General features: G+C 62.6%; 15 protein-coding genes and 1 pseudogene. 7 read left to right on the forward strand and 9 right to left on the reverse strand.

Annotated elements, in window-relative coordinates; all coding sequences use genetic code 11:
* Window positions 1-82: 82 nt before the first annotated feature.
* Both MUU54_RS21790 and MUU54_RS21795 read left to right on the forward strand, forming a co-directional pair.
* A complete protein-coding gene (locus MUU54_RS21790; protein ID WP_247246059.1) occupies window positions 83-649 on the forward strand; it encodes a GNAT family N-acetyltransferase in 567 nt (188 codons plus the stop codon).
* Window positions 650-865: 216 nt separating this feature from the next.
* Window positions 866-1550, forward strand: a pseudogene (locus MUU54_RS21795) (OmpW/AlkL family protein).
* A 48-nt stretch (window positions 1551-1598) separates the two neighbouring features.
* On the opposite strand, the gene MUU54_RS21800 reads toward MUU54_RS21795, so the two are convergent.
* Both MUU54_RS21800 and MUU54_RS21805 read right to left on the reverse strand, forming a co-directional pair.
* Window positions 1599-2183, reverse strand: coding sequence for a hypothetical protein (locus MUU54_RS21800; protein WP_247246060.1), 585 nt, complete (start codon window positions 2181-2183; stop codon window positions 1599-1601).
* Window positions 2184-2198: 15 nt separating this feature from the next.
* The gene (locus MUU54_RS21805; protein WP_247246061.1) at window positions 2199-3374 is read right to left on the reverse strand and encodes a zinc-dependent alcohol dehydrogenase; all 1176 of its coding nucleotides are present in this window, start codon (window positions 3372-3374) and stop codon (window positions 2199-2201) included.
* A gap of 268 nt (window positions 3375-3642) precedes the next feature.
* On the opposite strand from MUU54_RS21805, the gene MUU54_RS21810 reads away from it, so the two are divergent.
* Window positions 3643-4668: a serine hydrolase domain-containing protein gene (locus MUU54_RS21810; RefSeq protein ID WP_247246062.1), complete on the forward strand. Its 1026-nt coding sequence runs from the start codon at window positions 3643-3645 to the stop codon at window positions 4666-4668.
* A gap of 414 nt (window positions 4669-5082) precedes the next feature.
* On the opposite strand, the gene MUU54_RS21815 is transcribed toward MUU54_RS21810, so the two are convergent.
* From MUU54_RS21815 to MUU54_RS21840, 6 genes are all read right to left on the reverse strand, one after another.
* Entirely contained in the window at window positions 5083-5763 is a 681-nt protein-coding gene (locus MUU54_RS21815; protein ID WP_247246063.1) for a spermidine synthase, read from the reverse strand.
* Window positions 5760-6746 carry a WD40 repeat domain-containing protein gene (locus MUU54_RS21820; protein ID WP_247246064.1) on the reverse strand — a complete coding sequence of 329 codons (987 nt, stop codon included), beginning with the start codon at window positions 6744-6746 and terminating at the stop codon, window positions 5760-5762. The genes MUU54_RS21815 and MUU54_RS21820 overlap by 4 nt, the downstream gene beginning before the upstream one ends.
* Complete coding sequence (locus MUU54_RS21825) at window positions 6746-7846, reverse strand: CobW family GTP-binding protein (RefSeq protein WP_247246065.1); 1101 nt, start codon at window positions 7844-7846, stop codon at window positions 6746-6748. The genes MUU54_RS21820 and MUU54_RS21825 overlap by 1 nt, the downstream gene beginning before the upstream one ends.
* 117 nt (window positions 7847-7963) lie before the next feature.
* Window positions 7964-8356 (reverse strand): type II toxin-antitoxin system VapC family toxin, encoded by a 393-nt coding sequence (locus tag MUU54_RS21830; RefSeq protein ID WP_247246066.1) that lies wholly within the window; start codon window positions 8354-8356, stop codon window positions 7964-7966.
* On the reverse strand, window positions 8353-8616 hold the full coding sequence (locus MUU54_RS21835) for a type II toxin-antitoxin system Phd/YefM family antitoxin (protein ID WP_247246067.1): 264 nt from the start codon (window positions 8614-8616) through the stop codon (window positions 8353-8355). The genes MUU54_RS21830 and MUU54_RS21835 overlap by 4 nt, the downstream gene beginning before the upstream one ends.
* Before the next feature lie 63 nt (window positions 8617-8679).
* Entirely contained in the window at window positions 8680-9471 is a 792-nt protein-coding gene (locus MUU54_RS21840; RefSeq protein WP_247246068.1) for a creatininase family protein, read from the reverse strand.
* Window positions 9472-9556: 85 nt separating this feature from the next.
* Between MUU54_RS21840 and MUU54_RS21845 the strand changes: the two genes are divergently transcribed.
* The 3 genes from MUU54_RS21845 to MUU54_RS21855 all read left to right on the forward strand — a co-directional run bounded on the left by MUU54_RS21845 (window position 9557) and on the right by MUU54_RS21855 (window position 12175).
* Entirely contained in the window at window positions 9557-10066 is a 510-nt protein-coding gene (locus MUU54_RS21845) for a MarR family winged helix-turn-helix transcriptional regulator (protein WP_247246069.1), read from the forward strand.
* A 104-nt stretch (window positions 10067-10170) separates the two neighbouring features.
* Window positions 10171-11193: a LacI family DNA-binding transcriptional regulator gene (locus tag MUU54_RS21850; protein ID WP_247246070.1), complete on the forward strand. Its 1023-nt coding sequence runs from the start codon at window positions 10171-10173 to the stop codon at window positions 11191-11193.
* 19 nt (window positions 11194-11212) lie between these two features.
* Window positions 11213-12175 carry a 2-hydroxyacid dehydrogenase gene (locus MUU54_RS21855; protein ID WP_247246071.1) on the forward strand — a complete coding sequence of 321 codons (963 nt, stop codon included), beginning with the start codon at window positions 11213-11215 and terminating at the stop codon, window positions 12173-12175.
* Window positions 12176-12192: 17 nt separating this feature from the next.
* Here MUU54_RS21855 and MUU54_RS21860 read toward each other — a convergent pair whose 3' ends face one another.
* On the reverse strand, window positions 12193-12993 hold the full coding sequence (locus MUU54_RS21860) for a gamma-glutamyl-gamma-aminobutyrate hydrolase family protein (RefSeq protein ID WP_247246072.1): 801 nt from the start codon (window positions 12991-12993) through the stop codon (window positions 12193-12195).
* Between the two features lie 281 nt (window positions 12994-13274).
* Between MUU54_RS21860 and MUU54_RS21865 the strand changes: the two genes are divergently transcribed.
* A complete protein-coding gene (locus MUU54_RS21865; RefSeq protein ID WP_247246073.1) occupies window positions 13275-14381 on the forward strand; it encodes a TRAP transporter substrate-binding protein in 1107 nt (368 codons plus the stop codon).
* Window positions 14382-14483 lie beyond the last annotated feature (102 nt).

The following is a 14483-nucleotide window of genomic DNA, read 5'->3' on the forward strand; positions in this document are numbered from 1 at the left end:
TCCCGTTCCTCCAGGCGGGACCCGCACCTTCACAATCTTCCTTCATCGCCGCTGATAACGGTATTGGGTACGGGAGGCCGCCATGGCCGCTGTTCTTGACACTGTGCGCGCATTCTTTGCGCCATCCACCTACACCATCGACGCGGAGACGCCGGCGGATGTCGTCGCGCGAGAGAACCTGCTCGACCGAGTCATGGGGCCTGAGCGCCGCAAGAAGTCGTCGGAGAAGATCCGCCGCGGCCGGCTTCCTGCCAAAGGACTGGCGCTGGTTGCCCGCGACGAAGACGGCCATGTGATCGGCACCGTCCGGCTGTGGAACATCGAGGCAGGCGTCAGCCAGCAGGGAACGCCGGTCGAGGCGCTGCTGCTCGGGCCTCTCGCCGTCGACTGCACGCACGAAGGTCGCGGCATCGGCGGCGCCTTGATGCGCACTGCGATTTCGGAAGCCGCACAGCGCAGCCACGGGGCCGTGCTGCTGGTCGGTGATGCGGCCTATTACGAGCGGTTCGGCTTCTTTGCCGACAAGACCCAGCACCTCGTCATGCCCGGCCCGTTCGAGCGTTCGCGCTTCCTTGCGCTAGAGCTCAAGGATGGCTGGCTGGACGGTGCAGCGGGCATGATCGTTGCGAGCGGGCGCAAGCTGGCCTGACGCTTCGAGCGCGGCGTTCTCGTGGCCTCGCGTCTTCCCGATCTGCCCGACCCCGCTCCCTTGAACAGGGGAAGCGGTTTTTTTTGCCTTCGATCCGGTTGATCCGAAGCGCCGCCTTGGCCTCGTCAACCGAGGTTGATCTCGCGCAGGTGGCTGATCTCGCAAAAGAATAGATCTCTCTGCGTCAATCACATTCCATGATTCAGGAGAGGTTCAATGAAAAGCAACAGCGTGCGCCTTGCCGGCCTTCCTGCAGGCCTTGCGATGTTGGGTGCAACGGCTGCGGGTGCCGCCGAGCTGGCGCCGATCACGGAGGCGCCGGTCGCGGATGTTCCTCCGGCGTCCAGCCCGTGGCAGATCCGCGTGCGTTGCGTCGGCGTCATCACCGAGGACGATGGCTCGGTCAACGGCGTCCCTGGCTCCAACCTTTCCTATTCCGACTCCGTGATTCCCGAGTTGGACATCAGCTATTACTTCACCGACAACATCGCCGCCGAACTGATCCTCGGCACAACCTATGCCAATATCGAGGAAGATGGCGCTGTCGGAGTGCCGGTCGGGCGCGCCTGGCTGCTGCCGCCGACCTTACCCCTGGAGTATCACTTCGCCGCTTTTGGCGCCTTCAAGCCCTTTGTCGGCGCCGGCGTGACCTACTCGATGTTTCACAATCAGAACGAAAAGCCCGGCTTCCACGATCTGGACGTGGACAATGCCTTCGGCGTCGCTCTGCAGGCGGGCTTCGATTACATGCTCGACGAACACTGAGGCGTGAACTTCAATTGTGAAGAAGATCTTCCTGGAAACCGACTGGTCGGCTGATTACGATACGCTTGGCCCGCTGAGCGGCAAGGCAATGATCGACCCCTGGCTGATCGGTGGGGGCGTTACCTACCGGTTCTAAGGGAGAGGGCAGCCGGCTTCCGGGGAGGGTGGAAGCGGGCTGCACATCTCAAAGGCGATGTTCCGCGCCGCCTGTCTGGGGCCGGGGCAGTGCCTTGACCTCCGGCTCCGGCTCACGATTGTCCCGCTCGGCCTGGGTACGGGCAGCGTTCACTCCCTTCGGAAAGCCGCTGCGGTCGCTGTAATCGCGGATGTCATCCTCGTCCCGCAGGCGCTGCTGCCGGGTTCCCAGCGCTGCGGCGACATCGAGCAGCGTCACCCCTGCCACCATCGCAAGAGCGATCGCGGCATTGCCCCGCTTCGGATTGTCGTCCTTGACCGCCGTGCTCAACACCGCGAGGTCCAGAGCATCGCCAGCGACGCGACTGTAGAGGCCGGCCTTCCGCTCCACCGAAAGAGTCAGCATTCCGCTTGCGACCTCGCGAGCACCGAAGGCGCGGATCAGATTTTCTGACCCTTCCATACCGATGGCGCGGCTGATGCTGCGGGCGGCGAACATCTCGGCCAGACCGAGGCCGATGCTGAACCAGCCGAGGTTGCGGGCGAGACGATCCGTCGAGCTGAGCGAGCTCGGACCGGTCGAGATGATCTCGGGGCTGTCCTCGTAGCGGGTCGCGTTTGCTATAAAGCTCATCACTCTCTCCAATCCTTATGGTTTCAGCACGACCTTGATGCAGCCGTCCTGCTTGTTGCGGAACACCTTGTACATCTCCGGTCCGTCCTCGAGCTTTGCCGTGTGGGTGATGACGAAGGAGGGGTCGATCTGTCCTTCGTCGATGCGGCGGACGAGATCGTCGGTCCAGCGGTTGACGTGGGTCTGGCCCATTCGGAAGGTGAGGCTCTTGTTCATCGCCGGACCCATGGGGATCTTGTCGACGAGGCCGCCATAGACGCCGGCAATCGAGATGATGCCGCCCGGGCGGCAGACATAGATCATCTCGCGCAGCACATGCGGACGGTCACTTTCCAGCATGGTCATCTGCTTGGCACGGTCGAGCAGCGTGTCCGGCTGGCCCATCGAGACATGCGATTCCAGACCGACCGCGTCGATGCATTTGTCCGGACCCTTGCCAGAGGTTAGGTCGTTCAGCCGCTCCACGACGCTTTCGGTGTCGAAGTTAATGGTGATCGCCCCACCGGCTTCCGCCATCGAGAGGCGCTCCGGGATGCGGTCGATCGCCACGACCTGCATTGCGCCGAGGAGAACGGCACTGCGGATCGCCATCTGGCCAACCGGCCCACAGCCCCAGATCGCCACCGTGTCCGTCGGCTCAATCTCGCAATGGACAGCCGCCTGCCACCCGGTTGGGAAGATGTCGCCAAGGAAGAGCACCTGCTCGTCCGTCAGGCTGTCCGGCACCTTGATATGCGTCTTGTCGGCAAGGGGAACTCGCAGGTACTCGGCCTGTCCGCCGGGGTAGCCGCCGGTCAGGTGCGTATAGCCGAAGAGGCCCGCCGTGGTGTGGCCGAAGACCTTGTCGGCCATTTCCTTGTTGCGGTTGGAGCGCTCGCAGACGGAGAAGTTGCCGCGCTTGCACTGGTCGCATTCGCCGCAGAAGATGGTGAAGGGCACGACGATGCGGTCACCCTTCTTCAGCGCACCCTTTGCAGAGGGCCCGACGTCGACGACTTCGCCCATCATCTCGTGGCCGATGATGTCGCCGGGCTTCATCGCCGGAATGTAATTGTGAAAGAGGTGAAGGTCGGAGCCGCAAATCGCGCAGCTCGTGACCTTGATGATCGCATCGCGTGCGTCTTCGATCTCCGGATCGGACACCGTATCGCAACGAATGTCCTCTTTTCCGTGCCAGACCAGAGCTTTCACAGTCCTCTCCTTTCAGTGCGGCGCAAGTACCCGCCTTGGTGCCGCCAAGGCGGGTCGTCGGGCACCACAACCTTTGAAAGGGCCGGAGGTTTCAGATTTTCTTGCTCATCTCCAGTACGACTGACCTTGCGCTCCGGTGAGATAGCAGACGCCCATGTCCTCCCAGCGAAGGAGATCACAGATGTTGCGCCGCTCACGCCCCATCACCTTGATGTGAGTCGGCGGTGCCGCCATGGTCTGACGCCGGGTGGCACACTAGCTTCGGCAGATGATTACACGCCGCGCAATCCTCGCCACCGTTCCCGTCCTGCTCGCGTCCAGCCGGTTGTCCGCCCAGGAAGCGTCGCCAGGAGACGGTGGAGCGGCGTCACTCGACGATGTGCTTGCCGATGCCCAGGAGCTCGAGCCGCTGAAAGTAGTGCTGGTGTCGCGCGAGGGGGAGCTGTTGGCGGAACGCGGCTTCAACGGCCATGCGGTCGACGAGTCCACCAACATCAAGTCTGCGTCGAAGTCGATCGTCTCGGCGATGGTCGGCATTGCGATCGGCAAGGGGCTGCTGGAAGGCGTCGACCAGAAGATCGCGCCGCTGCTTGAGAGCGATCTGCCGTCCGATCCGGATCCGCGGATGAGCGAGATCACCATCGGCAACCTGCTGTCTATGCAGGGAGGCCTCGCCCGCATGTCGGGTCCGAATTACGGGCGCTGGGTGTCGAGCGGCAACTGGGTGCGAACTGCGCTTTCCGAACCGTTCGATGGCGAGCCGGGCGGGCGAATGCTGTATTCCACCGCCTCCACCCATCTGCTTTCCGCCATCCTTACCCGGGTTGGAGAAAAGTCGACGCTTGCGCTCGCGCGCGAGTGGTTCGAACCGGTAGAGGGCTTCCGCATCGGCTCGTGGGAGCGCGATCCGCAAGGCGTCTATCTCGGCGGCAACCAGATGGCGATGACGGCGGCGTCGCTGTTGTCCTTCGGCCAGCTCTACCGAAACGGCGGCAAGACGAAGGACGGCGTGCAGGTGATCCCGGAGGACTGGATCCGGCAGTCCTGGACGCCGCGCACCAATTCCCGCTTCTCCGGCGACGGCTATGGCTATGGCTGGTTCCTGCGGCGGATCGGCGGCGAGGAGGTGAAGTTCGGCTGGGGTTACGGTGGCCAGATGCTCTACATCGTGCCGTCGCTCGGACTGACGGTGGTGATGACCTCGAACGAAAAATCACCATCGGCGCGAACCGGTTATCGGGACGATCTCCACGCGCTGCTGGCGGACATCATCGCAGCCGTCCGGTCCGTGTGAGGGTGGACGGAGATATTTGCACAAGAATAAATCGTTGAGCCATTTCAACAGTCCAGCGATTTTCTTCGCCTTTACGTCCCCGCCCTAACAGCATGCGCGACAATGGCTGCGTCATCGGGCAGGGGCCGGGTTCGCAAAACCGATTGCCTCCCCCGGGAGCGCCCGGCGTCCGGTGATCGTTGCAGACGGTGGCGGGCCGGCGTGAGGCCGGTCCCCACCCGAAGCCCCGGTGAGGGAACTGACACGTCCTTCTCAGGTGCTTCGGAGAGAGCCGGAAGCAAGCGGGCAGGCGGAACGCCTAACACGACATACGAAACTGCAAACGCCGCCTGCCCACCCACGAGGATCAGGCCGCGGCGGGCAAGGCCTGCCGCGGCTCTCCGTGCTGGCCGCAAGTTCGTGTCGTCGAGAAGGTCAGCGACCTGGCTTCACGGCAACCCAGATCATGTGCTTTGCACCACGTCCTTTGGTGCTCGCACGTGTGGGCACTTCTTCCACGGTGAAGCCTGCAGACCGCAGCTGACGCGTGAACCGGCTTTCAGGCGTGGATGACCAGAACGAGAGCACGCCGCTAGGGCGAAGCGCAGCCTTCGCCGCGCCAAGACCACGTGCGTCATAGATGCGGTCATTCTCTTCGCGGGTCAGCGCTTCCGGTCCATTGTCGACGTCCAGCAGGATGGCATCGTAGCTGGCCTTTTCCCGTCGGATCAGCTCTCCGACATCCGCCTCGACGATTGTGACGCGAGGGTCGTCGAGGCAGCCATTGAACACCTCCGCCATCTCGTTTCTCGCCCAGCGGATGACGGCGGAAACAAGCTCCGCCACCACGACCTCGGCGCCTTCAGGCAGTTCCGCCAGTGCCGCCCGCAGGGTGAAGCCCATGCCAAGCCCGCCGATCAGAACTTTCGGGCGCGGGCGGTCGCGGATCTTGTCTATGGAGAGGTGCGCTAGCGCTTCCTCCGAACCGGAAAGACGGCTGTTCATCAGCTCATTGGTGCCGAGCATGATGGAGAATTCCGTGCCGCGCTGCTTCAGCCGCAGTTCGTCATTGCCGCCCGGCACCTTGGCTGTGTCGATCAGCGTCCAGGGGATCATGCGGAGATGTCGATCACGCCGCAGTCGCCGGCGTCTGACGCGAAGGCTAGGAGCTTGCCGTTTCCGCTCCAGCCCATGCCGGTGATCGCACCCTTGCCGGGCCGGCGCAGCAGGGCCTCCTTGCCGTCGGCAACCCTGACGCCGAGGATCATGCCGTCGACGAAGCCGATCGCCAGCACTTCCTCCGCCGGGTGGAAGGCGACCTGCGTGACCATGATGTTGGCGCGGGTGCCGAGCTCCAGCGGCGCCTTGCCCATCGGGCCGTCCTTCGAGGCAAATGGCCAGACGATTGCCGCCGGTGCGCCTGAGGAGGCAAGCCACTTGCCCTTCACCGACCAGGAAAGCGATTTCACCTTCGCGGGATAGCCGGTCATGCGCATATGGCGCGCTTCGCCCGGCTTGCCGTCGAGCTTCCAGCCGTGCAGGGCATTTTCCTGCATCATGGTGACGAGGAAGCGGCCGTCGGGCGAGAAGGTGACGCCGGTATGGGCGCCCTTCCAGTCGAGATCCTGCGGAGGCGCATTCGTTCCCACCCAGTGGAGCGAGACGCCGTTGTAACGCGCGGCGGCGATGCGCAGACCCTTGGGCGCGAAGGCAAGACCTTCGACGCTCCGCTCTTCAGCAAACTCCTTCGTGGTGCCGTCGGAAAGGCGCACGAAGCTCGAACGGCCATGCGCGTAGGCAACCGCGCCCTGCGGGCCGCCCGCGACCACATTGATCCACTTGCGCGGCGCGTGGGCGAGTTCCGTCACGGCCCCGTCCTGCCCAATCCGCAGCACCTTGCCGTCTTCGCCGCCGGTGATCAGCGACGGGCTATGAGGATCGCGAATGCAGGTCAGCAGGCCTTCATGCGCTTGCGTGACCTTCTCGCCGCCATCCAGGCGGTGAATGGTGCCGGCGGCGGTGGCAAAGAAGGGGACGTCGCCGAGAAAACGCGCGGCGACGACGTGGCCTTCCAGATCAAGCGGTGCGACTGTCGGCATCAGGCAGCGGTGGTCTGCGTTGCCTGGCAGGCGAGGAAACTCTTCTCGATCTTCTCGACATCGAGGTCGCGGCCAATGAAGACGAGGCGGCTTTCGCGCTTTTCGCCATCCTTCCACGGCCGCTGATGATCGCCTTCGACGATCATGTGAACGCCCTGGACCACGTAACGCTCTGCGTCATCCTTGAAGGCGATGATGCCCTTGAGGCGCAGGATGTTCGGCCCCTCCGTCTGCGTCACCTTTTGGATCCACGGGAAGAAGCGCTCTGGGTTCATCTCGCCGCCGCGCAGCGAGATCGACTTCACCGTCACGTCGTGGATGGCGGAGGGCGCGTGGTGATGGCGGTCGTGCCCATGCCCATGATGGTGGTCGTGATCATGATCGTGGTGGTGATAATGGTCATGGCCGCAGTCCGGCCCGCAGACGTGGTCTTCGTGGCCATGTTCGAGGAAGTGCGGATCGTTTTCGAGAGCGCGCTCCAGGTTGAAGGCACCCTGGTCCAGGACCTTGGCGAGATCAACCCCCGAGCGGCTGGTCTTGTAGATGCGGGCGGAAGGATTGATGGCACGAACGACATCCTCGATCTGTGCCAGTTCTTCCTGCGTGACGAGGTCGGTCTTGTTGATGACGACGACATCGGCAAAGGCGATCTGGTCTTCGGCCTCGCGGCTGTCCTTCAGCCGCAGCGGCAGGTGCTTGGCGTCGACCAGTGCCACGACCGCATCGAGCTCGGTCTTGGAGCGCACGTCGTCGTCCATGAAGAAGGTCTGGGCGACCGGCACCGGGTCGGCAAGGCCGGTGGTTTCAACGATGATGCCGTCGAAGCGGCCGGGGCGGCGCATCAGGCCTTCGACGACGCGGATCAGGTCGCCGCGCACCGTGCAGCAGACGCAGCCATTGTTCATCTCGTAGATTTCTTCGTCCGACTCAACGATCAGGTCGTTGTCGATGCCGATCTCGCCGAACTCGTTGACGATGACCGCGTATTTCTTGCCGTGGCTTTCGGAGAGAATGCGGTTCAGAAGCGTAGTCTTGCCCGAGCCGAGATAGCCGGTGAGCACGGTGACGGGAATGGGCTTGGCGGTGATCGTGTCGGTCATGAAAAACCTCGAAGGATGAGCCTGCGCCGCAAGGGCGCGAGATAAGGTGTCAGCCTGATATAAGGGCAAGGCCGGAGCAGTTCAAAGGGTTTTGAATGTTATAAGGTGACGTTCGGCTCAGGTGGCGGCAAGCGCGGGTTGGATGTCGGTCCGAGAGAAGTCCTGGCCGACATAGAGGAGCGGGCAGTCGAATTCCTTGGCCGTGGCGTAGGCGAAACAGTCGCCAAAGTTCAGCGAAGTAGGGTGGAAGCCTTTGCCCCACTTCCAATACACCTCCGAGACAAATCTCGCCCGTTCATCAGTGACGGGAATGACTTCACTTACAGATGCCGCAACCATCTCCTCCAGGTCGCTGCTGCGTCCTGCCCGTAGCGAGACTATGTGGGCTTCAACCAAAGTCCCCGCTGAAATGATGGCCTGCGGCTCCCGCGCCAGTCGACGCTCACAAGCATAGGCCATCTCCTCGCTCTTCAAGATCGCGATGAGCGCGGAGGTGTCCACGACCATCATTTGGGCAAGCCAAACTCGTCGTAGAGAAAATCCTGACTTCTGGCCGCGTCAGTGTCGAACCCGGAAGGGTTCTCTTGTGCCCGCTGGCGGATGCGCGCGAATATCTCAAGACGTTCTTCTGGAGAAAGCGGTGAGCGAGCCAAGGGCACAAGTTGTAATGCAGGCTTGCCAGCTTCAGTGAGAACGACTTCCTCGCCGCGTTGCGCGCGGCTGATGAGCCCTGCCAGCTTTCCTTCCGCTTCTGCGACGGAAATACGCATCTCGGCCTCCTAGGGGTCCGTATCCCCAAATATTTGGCATTCCTGAAGGTGATACAAGAGACGCTACCCTAGCTCTCCCACCTCAAACCTCGCCACATCCTCCAGCAGCTCGATAATGCCCTTCACGGCATGGGCCAGGATCGCCTCGCCCTTTTCCGCCGTGGCGGCGGCGGCGTTGCCGGCAACGCCTTGTCTGTTGAGGTCGGACATCTTCCAGCCGAAGGCGTGGGGGCCGTAAGCGCGCAGGTGGCGGAAGCGGGTGGCGAACTCGCTTTGGCGCGAGCTGAAGTTTTCCGCCTTCTGCATGTCGACGCGGTCGGGAGCAAGGGCCAGCATGAAAGAGGTCTCAATGTCACCGCCATGGATGTCGATCGCCTTGTCTTCCGGTGCAATCAGCCCTGGCGGGAGGCCGAAGCGCGTCCAGCTGGTCGCCACCGCCAGCATGCCGAAGCGCACTCGGGCTTCCGTCGCCACAATCGTCATCAGCGGCGAGTTGCCGCCGTGCGCGTTCAGCATCACGAGCTTGCGGATACCCTGGTCGTGCAGGTCTTTGGCGGTCCCCAGCCAGCGGTTCGCCGCCTCGTCGAACCGGAGCGTCTTCGTGCCGGCCACATCCATGTGTTCGATCGAGTAACCGACCGGCTCGACGGGCAAGAAGGTGACGGGAAGGTGCGCGGGCATTGCGGCTATGACACGTTCGAGAATGCCCGCCGCGATGATCGTGTCCGTCTCGAAAGGCAGGTGCGGGCCGTGCTGCTCGTGCGCGCCAAGCGGCAGGACGGCGATCCAGTCCTTGCGGTCGGAGGCAGGCAGGGCAGCGTCGTTCTCCGCAAAACGCGGCAGGGGGTGGGGCATCTGGCGATCACTTCCCGGTTTGGGTATGGGTAGACGTGGCGAGCATATAGCCAGGTTCGGTCCGGCATAAAGACGGGGAGATGGCATGGTCAAGAAGAAGGACGGCAAGAAGAAGGACGGCAAGAAGGGCAAGTCCGACAAGAAGAAGGACGTCGACGGCGCCGCTTCGGCCGAACTTGCCGCTGCCGTCACCCAGGCCGCCCGTTCCATGCGCACCGCCCTTAGCCGCAGCCTTGCCGAAAGCGGGCTCTATGCAGGGCAGGACGGCGTCATTCTTGCGCTCGCCGAGCTGGACGGATTAACGGCCGGACAATTGGCCAGCCGCCTCGGCGTTAAGGCGCCGACCATGACCCGCACGATCGGGCGCATGGAGGTGCAGGGTTTCGTTGAACGCCGCGACGATGGCGAGGACAGGCGACTGACCAAGGTGTTCCTGACGGAGCGGGGGCGGGCGACCGTGGAGCAGATCGATCGCAGCATCGCCGATTGCAGCGCGCTTGCCGTGCAAGACTTTTCTGACAAGGAGATCAAGTCGGTCCTTCGCCTCTTGAAGGCGATGGACGACAATCTGCAGGGGCATGGACCGGTCCTCTAAATTCGTTCTTCCGCGTCTCCGGACGGTTGCGAACTTCCCTTAAAGAATTTAAACGGGTTGAAACGCCGGCGCTCGATCGGCGATCTGCCGGGGTCGGAGGAGACGTGGCGCAAAAGATCAAGCTGTCGACGATTGCCGAAAGTCTCGGCCTTTCTACCGCCACCATCTCTCTTGCCTTGCGTGACAGTCCGCTCGTCGCAGTTGACACGCGCGAGAAGATCAAGGACCAGGCCCGGGCGCTGGGTTATATCTACAACCGCCGAGCCGCGAGCCTTCGCACCTCCCGCTCCGGCATCGTCGGGGTCGTCGTCCACGACATCATGAACCCATTCTACGGCGAGATCCTGAAGGCGATCGAAAGCGAGCTCGACCGCAGCGGGCAGACCTTCATCCTCTCCAATCATTACGACTCGGTCGAAAAGCAGCGAACCTTCATCGAGACCCTGCTGCAGCTCGGAGGCGACGGCGTAATCATGTCGCCGGCAATCGGCACGCCCGTTGAGGATGTCAGGCTGGCTGAGGAGAACGGGATGCCCGCCATCCTCGTGGCGCGATCGATGGAAGGGGTGAGCCTTCCCATGTATCGCGGCGATGACAGCTATGGCATCTCGCTTGCGACCAATCACCTGATCGGTCTCGGCCACCGGGTCATCGCCATGATCGGCGGCACGGACCAGACGTCGACTGGGCGCGACCGATATCAAGGTTACGTCAACGCGCTGCGCAAGGCGGGTATCGAGGTCGACCCCGACCTCCGCATCCCCGGCCCGCGCTCCAAGCAAGGCGGCTTTGAGGCTGCCGTGCATTTCCTGTCGCTGCCGCAGAAGCCGACGGCGGCCGTCTGCTGGAACGATCTCGTGGCGATCGGCCTGATGAACGGGATCGCCCGCGCTGGCCTCGTGCCGGGCCAGGATATTTCCGTGACCGGCTATGACGACCTGGAAGAAGCGTCGATCGCCACACCGGCTCTCACGACTGTCTGGAATGGCCAGAGCGAGGTCGGGCGGCTTGCAGCACGCGCGCTTCTTGACCGGCTGGCCGGCAGCCATGATCCCGATGGCATTCACCTGATAAAGCCGGAGATGCGCATCCGCCAGTCGACCGGCATCTACCGTCCGAGAAGCTGAACAAACAGGAGGAGACATAATGTCCGACAAACCCATCGCCGTGCTCGTGCCCGGCCGCATTCATCCGCGCGTCGTCGAGCGGCTGAAGGAGAGGTTCGAAGTCGTCTCCGTTCCCATGGGCTCGCCGACAGAGGTTGCTCCGGACCTGCGCGACAGGGTGCGCGGCGTTGCGATCTCCGGCGTCCTCGACAACGGCTGGATTAATTCGCTGCCGAACCTCGAGATCGTCTCCAACTTCGGCGTCGGCTATGATGGCGTAGATACTAAGAAGGCGGCGGAGTACGGGATCATCGTCACCCACACGCCGGACGTCCTGAACGACGAGGTGGCGGACACCACGATCGCGCTCCTCCTCAACACAGTGCGCCAGTATCCGCGGGCGGAAAACTACCTGCGCGAGGGCCGGTGGAAGAGCGAGGGGCCGTTTCCGCTGACGCCGCTGTCGCTCAAGGGGCGCAAGGTCGGCATCCTCGGTCTCGGGCGCATCGGCATGGAAATTGCCAAGCGGCTGGAGCCGTTCAAGGTGGAGATCGGCTACCACACCCGCAGCCGCCGTGACGGCGTCGGCTATACCTATTACTCGTCTCTGAAGGAGATGGCGGAGGCAGTCGATACGCTGATTTCTGTCGTTCCGGGATCGGCTGCGACACACAAGATCTTCACCACCGAGATCTTCGAGGCGCTTGGACCGAACGGCGTCTTCATCAATGTCGGACGCGGCACGAGCGTCAACGAGGACGACCTGATCGCAGCGCTGAAGAACAACACGATCGCCGCCGCCGGTCTCGACGTCTTCTACGACGAGCCGAACGTGCCGGGTGGCTTGCTGGATCTGCCCAATGTCAGCCTGCTGCCGCATGTCGCTTCGGCGTCCATTCCGACGCGCAACGCCATGGCGGATCTGGTGGTCGACAATCTGATCGGCTGGTTCAAGGACAAGACGGTGATCACCCCGGTGCCGGAGACACCGGTCAAGGCGTAGCACCTGCGCCTGGCCGGCTATCGAACGGCGGCAGCGAGCGGCTTTGACTGTTCCGCCGCCGGCTCGGCCTTAACCGCAGCATAGGCGCGCACGGCATCGCCGAAGGCCTCGAAGAGGGCGCGGGAGGGCTTGTCTGTCCCCGCCCAGTATTCCGGATGCCATTGCACGCCGACGGCGAAGTTCTTGGCATCGATCACCGAAACGGCCTCAATCGTACCGTCCTCCGCAACGGCTTCGACCTTCAGCCCTGGTGCGGTCTTTCCAATCGCTTGGCGGTGGAGAGAGTTGACCTGCACTTCACCCGACACTCCGAGATAACGGGCGATGCAGGAGCCTTCCTCGACGAAGACCGGCTGGCGGATGGCGAACATGTGGTCGCGTTCGGAAACGTTCGGCTTGCGGTGGTCCCACATGCCCTCGCCCTCATGGATCTCCGTCGCGAGGGTGCCGCCAAGCGCTACGTTCAATTCCTGAATGCCGCGACAGATCGCCAGCAGCGGAATGCCGCGGTCGAGCGCCCGGCGGATCAGCGGCAGCGAAGTGGCGTCGCGGGCCGGGTCGAAGGGACCGTCCGCTTCCGTCGCCGGCTTTCCGTAGAGCGAGGGGTGAACGTTGGTAGCCGAGCCTGAGACGAGCAGGCCGTCGACGCGGTCAAGGATGGCATCGATCTCGTTGCCTTCCTCGAAGGCCGGCACTACGAAGCACATCACCTCTGCGACCTTGAGGGCCGCCTCCAGGTATTGATTCGGGCTCGCATGCCAGACAGCACCTTCGATCACGCGGATGTCGGCGGGCACGGCGACGATGGGTTTGGGCATGTATGGTCTCCGGAGGGCATCAAGGCGATTTTTCGCGCCGGATGGGGCAGCCGTCAAGCGGCGACGGCGGAGGTTGTCGCACAAGTTTTGAGCATCTTCTGAAAGACCCGCCAGCCTTGGCCATGAATCGTGCAGGTTGCCGGAATCCTTATCAGATTTTGGATCCAACACTAAGGGATGAGAGCCGAAAAGCTTGCATGCCGCGGTGCGACATGGTTACCTCGCGACAAGCCGGGGGAGGGGAAAGACTGCTCCCGGTTCGTATTCACGGGAGGTTATTTATGGATCGTCGTTCATTCTTCAAGAAAGCCGCAGCTACCGGCGCAGGTGCTGCCGCCGCCACCGCGCTGGCAGCGCCGGCCATCGCGCAGGAAAATCCCAAGATCACATGGCGTCTGACGTCTTCGTTCCCCAAGTCGCTGGACACCATCTATGGGGGCGCGGAAGATATCGCTGCCCGCGTATCGGAAGCGACCGGCGGCAACTTCACGATCCAGCCTTTCGCTGCAGGTGAAATTGTTCCGGGCCTTCAGGCGCTTGATGCCGTCAGCGCCGGCACAGTGGAGATGGCCCACACCTGCTCCTATTACTTCGTGGGCAAGGATCCGACATTTGCGATCGGCAGTGCCATCCCGTTCGGCCTCAATGCACGCCTCAGCAATGCCTGGTTCTACCAGGGCAACGGCAACAAGCTGCTGAACGAATTCTATGCCACCCACAATGTCTACAGCATCCCATCCGGCAATACGGGTGCGCAGATGGGCGGCTGGTTCCGCAAGGAAATCAACACCGTCGATGACTTCAAGGGTGTCAAGATGCGCATTGCCGGCATTGCCGGGCGGGTGCTTGAGAAGCTTGGTGCCGTTCCCCAGCAGATTGCCGGAGGTGACATATATCCGGCGCTCGAAAAGGGCACGATCGATGCGGCCGAGTGGATCGGACCCTATGACGACCAGAAGCTCGGCTTCCACAAGGTCGCCAAGTACTACTACTATCCGGCCTTCTGGGAAGGCGGCCTGATCATCCACTCCTTCATGAACCTGGACAAGTGGAACGAACTGCCGAAGACCTACCAGGCGGCGCTTACCGACGCCTGCGCCTTCGCCAACACCAACATGATGGCGAAGTACGACATGAAGAACCCGGCTGCCATCAAGCAACTGGTGGCCGAGGGCGCGATCCTGCGCCCCTTCAGCCAGGAAATCCTGGAAGCCTGCTTCAATGCAGCCCAGGAAGTCTACACCGAGATTTCCGGGTCCAACGAGTGGTTCAAGAAGATCTATGACGACCAGGTCGCCTTCAAGCGGGAAGGTTATCTCTGGATGCAGCTGTCGGAATATACTTACGACACCTTCATGATGATCCAGCAGCGCAACGGCAAGCTCTGATCTCATCGCCAGAACAACGAAGGAAGCCCGGGTCGCGAGCAGGCTTTGTGGAAAGCCGGGCAAATCAGATATGATGGCCACCTCGGGAACGGGTGGCCATTT

The organism is Pseudorhizobium tarimense, from assembly GCF_022968135.1.
In the GTDB taxonomy this organism is placed as follows: Bacteria; Pseudomonadota; Alphaproteobacteria; order Rhizobiales; family Rhizobiaceae; genus Neorhizobium; species Neorhizobium tarimense.

What these genes read in the sequence shown, in the direction of transcription:
- MUU54_RS21790 (WP_247246059.1), top strand. Translation starts at nt 83, where the DNA reads ATGGCCGCTGTTCTTGACACTGTGCGCGCATTCTTTGCGCCATCCACC.
- MUU54_RS21800 (WP_247246060.1), bottom strand. Translation starts at nt 2,183, where the DNA reads ATGAGCTTTATAGCAAACGCGACCCGCTACGAGGACAGCCCCGAGATC.
- MUU54_RS21810 (WP_247246062.1), top strand. Translation starts at nt 3,643, where the DNA reads ATGATTACACGCCGCGCAATCCTCGCCACCGTTCCCGTCCTGCTCGCG.
- MUU54_RS21815 (WP_247246063.1), bottom strand. Translation starts at nt 5,763, where the DNA reads ATGATCCCCTGGACGCTGATCGACACAGCCAAGGTGCCGGGCGGCAAT.
- MUU54_RS21820 (WP_247246064.1), bottom strand. Translation starts at nt 6,746, where the DNA reads ATGCCGACAGTCGCACCGCTTGATCTGGAAGGCCACGTCGTCGCCGCG.
- MUU54_RS21825 (WP_247246065.1), bottom strand. Translation starts at nt 7,846, where the DNA reads ATGACCGACACGATCACCGCCAAGCCCATTCCCGTCACCGTGCTCACC.
- MUU54_RS21830 (WP_247246066.1), bottom strand. Translation starts at nt 8,356, where the DNA reads ATGATGGTCGTGGACACCTCCGCGCTCATCGCGATCTTGAAGAGCGAG.
- MUU54_RS21835 (WP_247246067.1), bottom strand. Translation starts at nt 8,616, where the DNA reads ATGCGTATTTCCGTCGCAGAAGCGGAAGGAAAGCTGGCAGGGCTCATC.
- MUU54_RS21840 (WP_247246068.1), bottom strand. Translation starts at nt 9,471, where the DNA reads ATGCCCCACCCCCTGCCGCGTTTTGCGGAGAACGACGCTGCCCTGCCT.
- MUU54_RS21845 (WP_247246069.1), top strand. Translation starts at nt 9,557, where the DNA reads ATGGTCAAGAAGAAGGACGGCAAGAAGAAGGACGGCAAGAAGGGCAAG.
- MUU54_RS21855 (WP_247246071.1), top strand. Translation starts at nt 11,213, where the DNA reads ATGTCCGACAAACCCATCGCCGTGCTCGTGCCCGGCCGCATTCATCCG.
- MUU54_RS21860 (WP_247246072.1), bottom strand. Translation starts at nt 12,993, where the DNA reads ATGCCCAAACCCATCGTCGCCGTGCCCGCCGACATCCGCGTGATCGAA.
- MUU54_RS21865 (WP_247246073.1), top strand. Translation starts at nt 13,275, where the DNA reads ATGGATCGTCGTTCATTCTTCAAGAAAGCCGCAGCTACCGGCGCAGGT.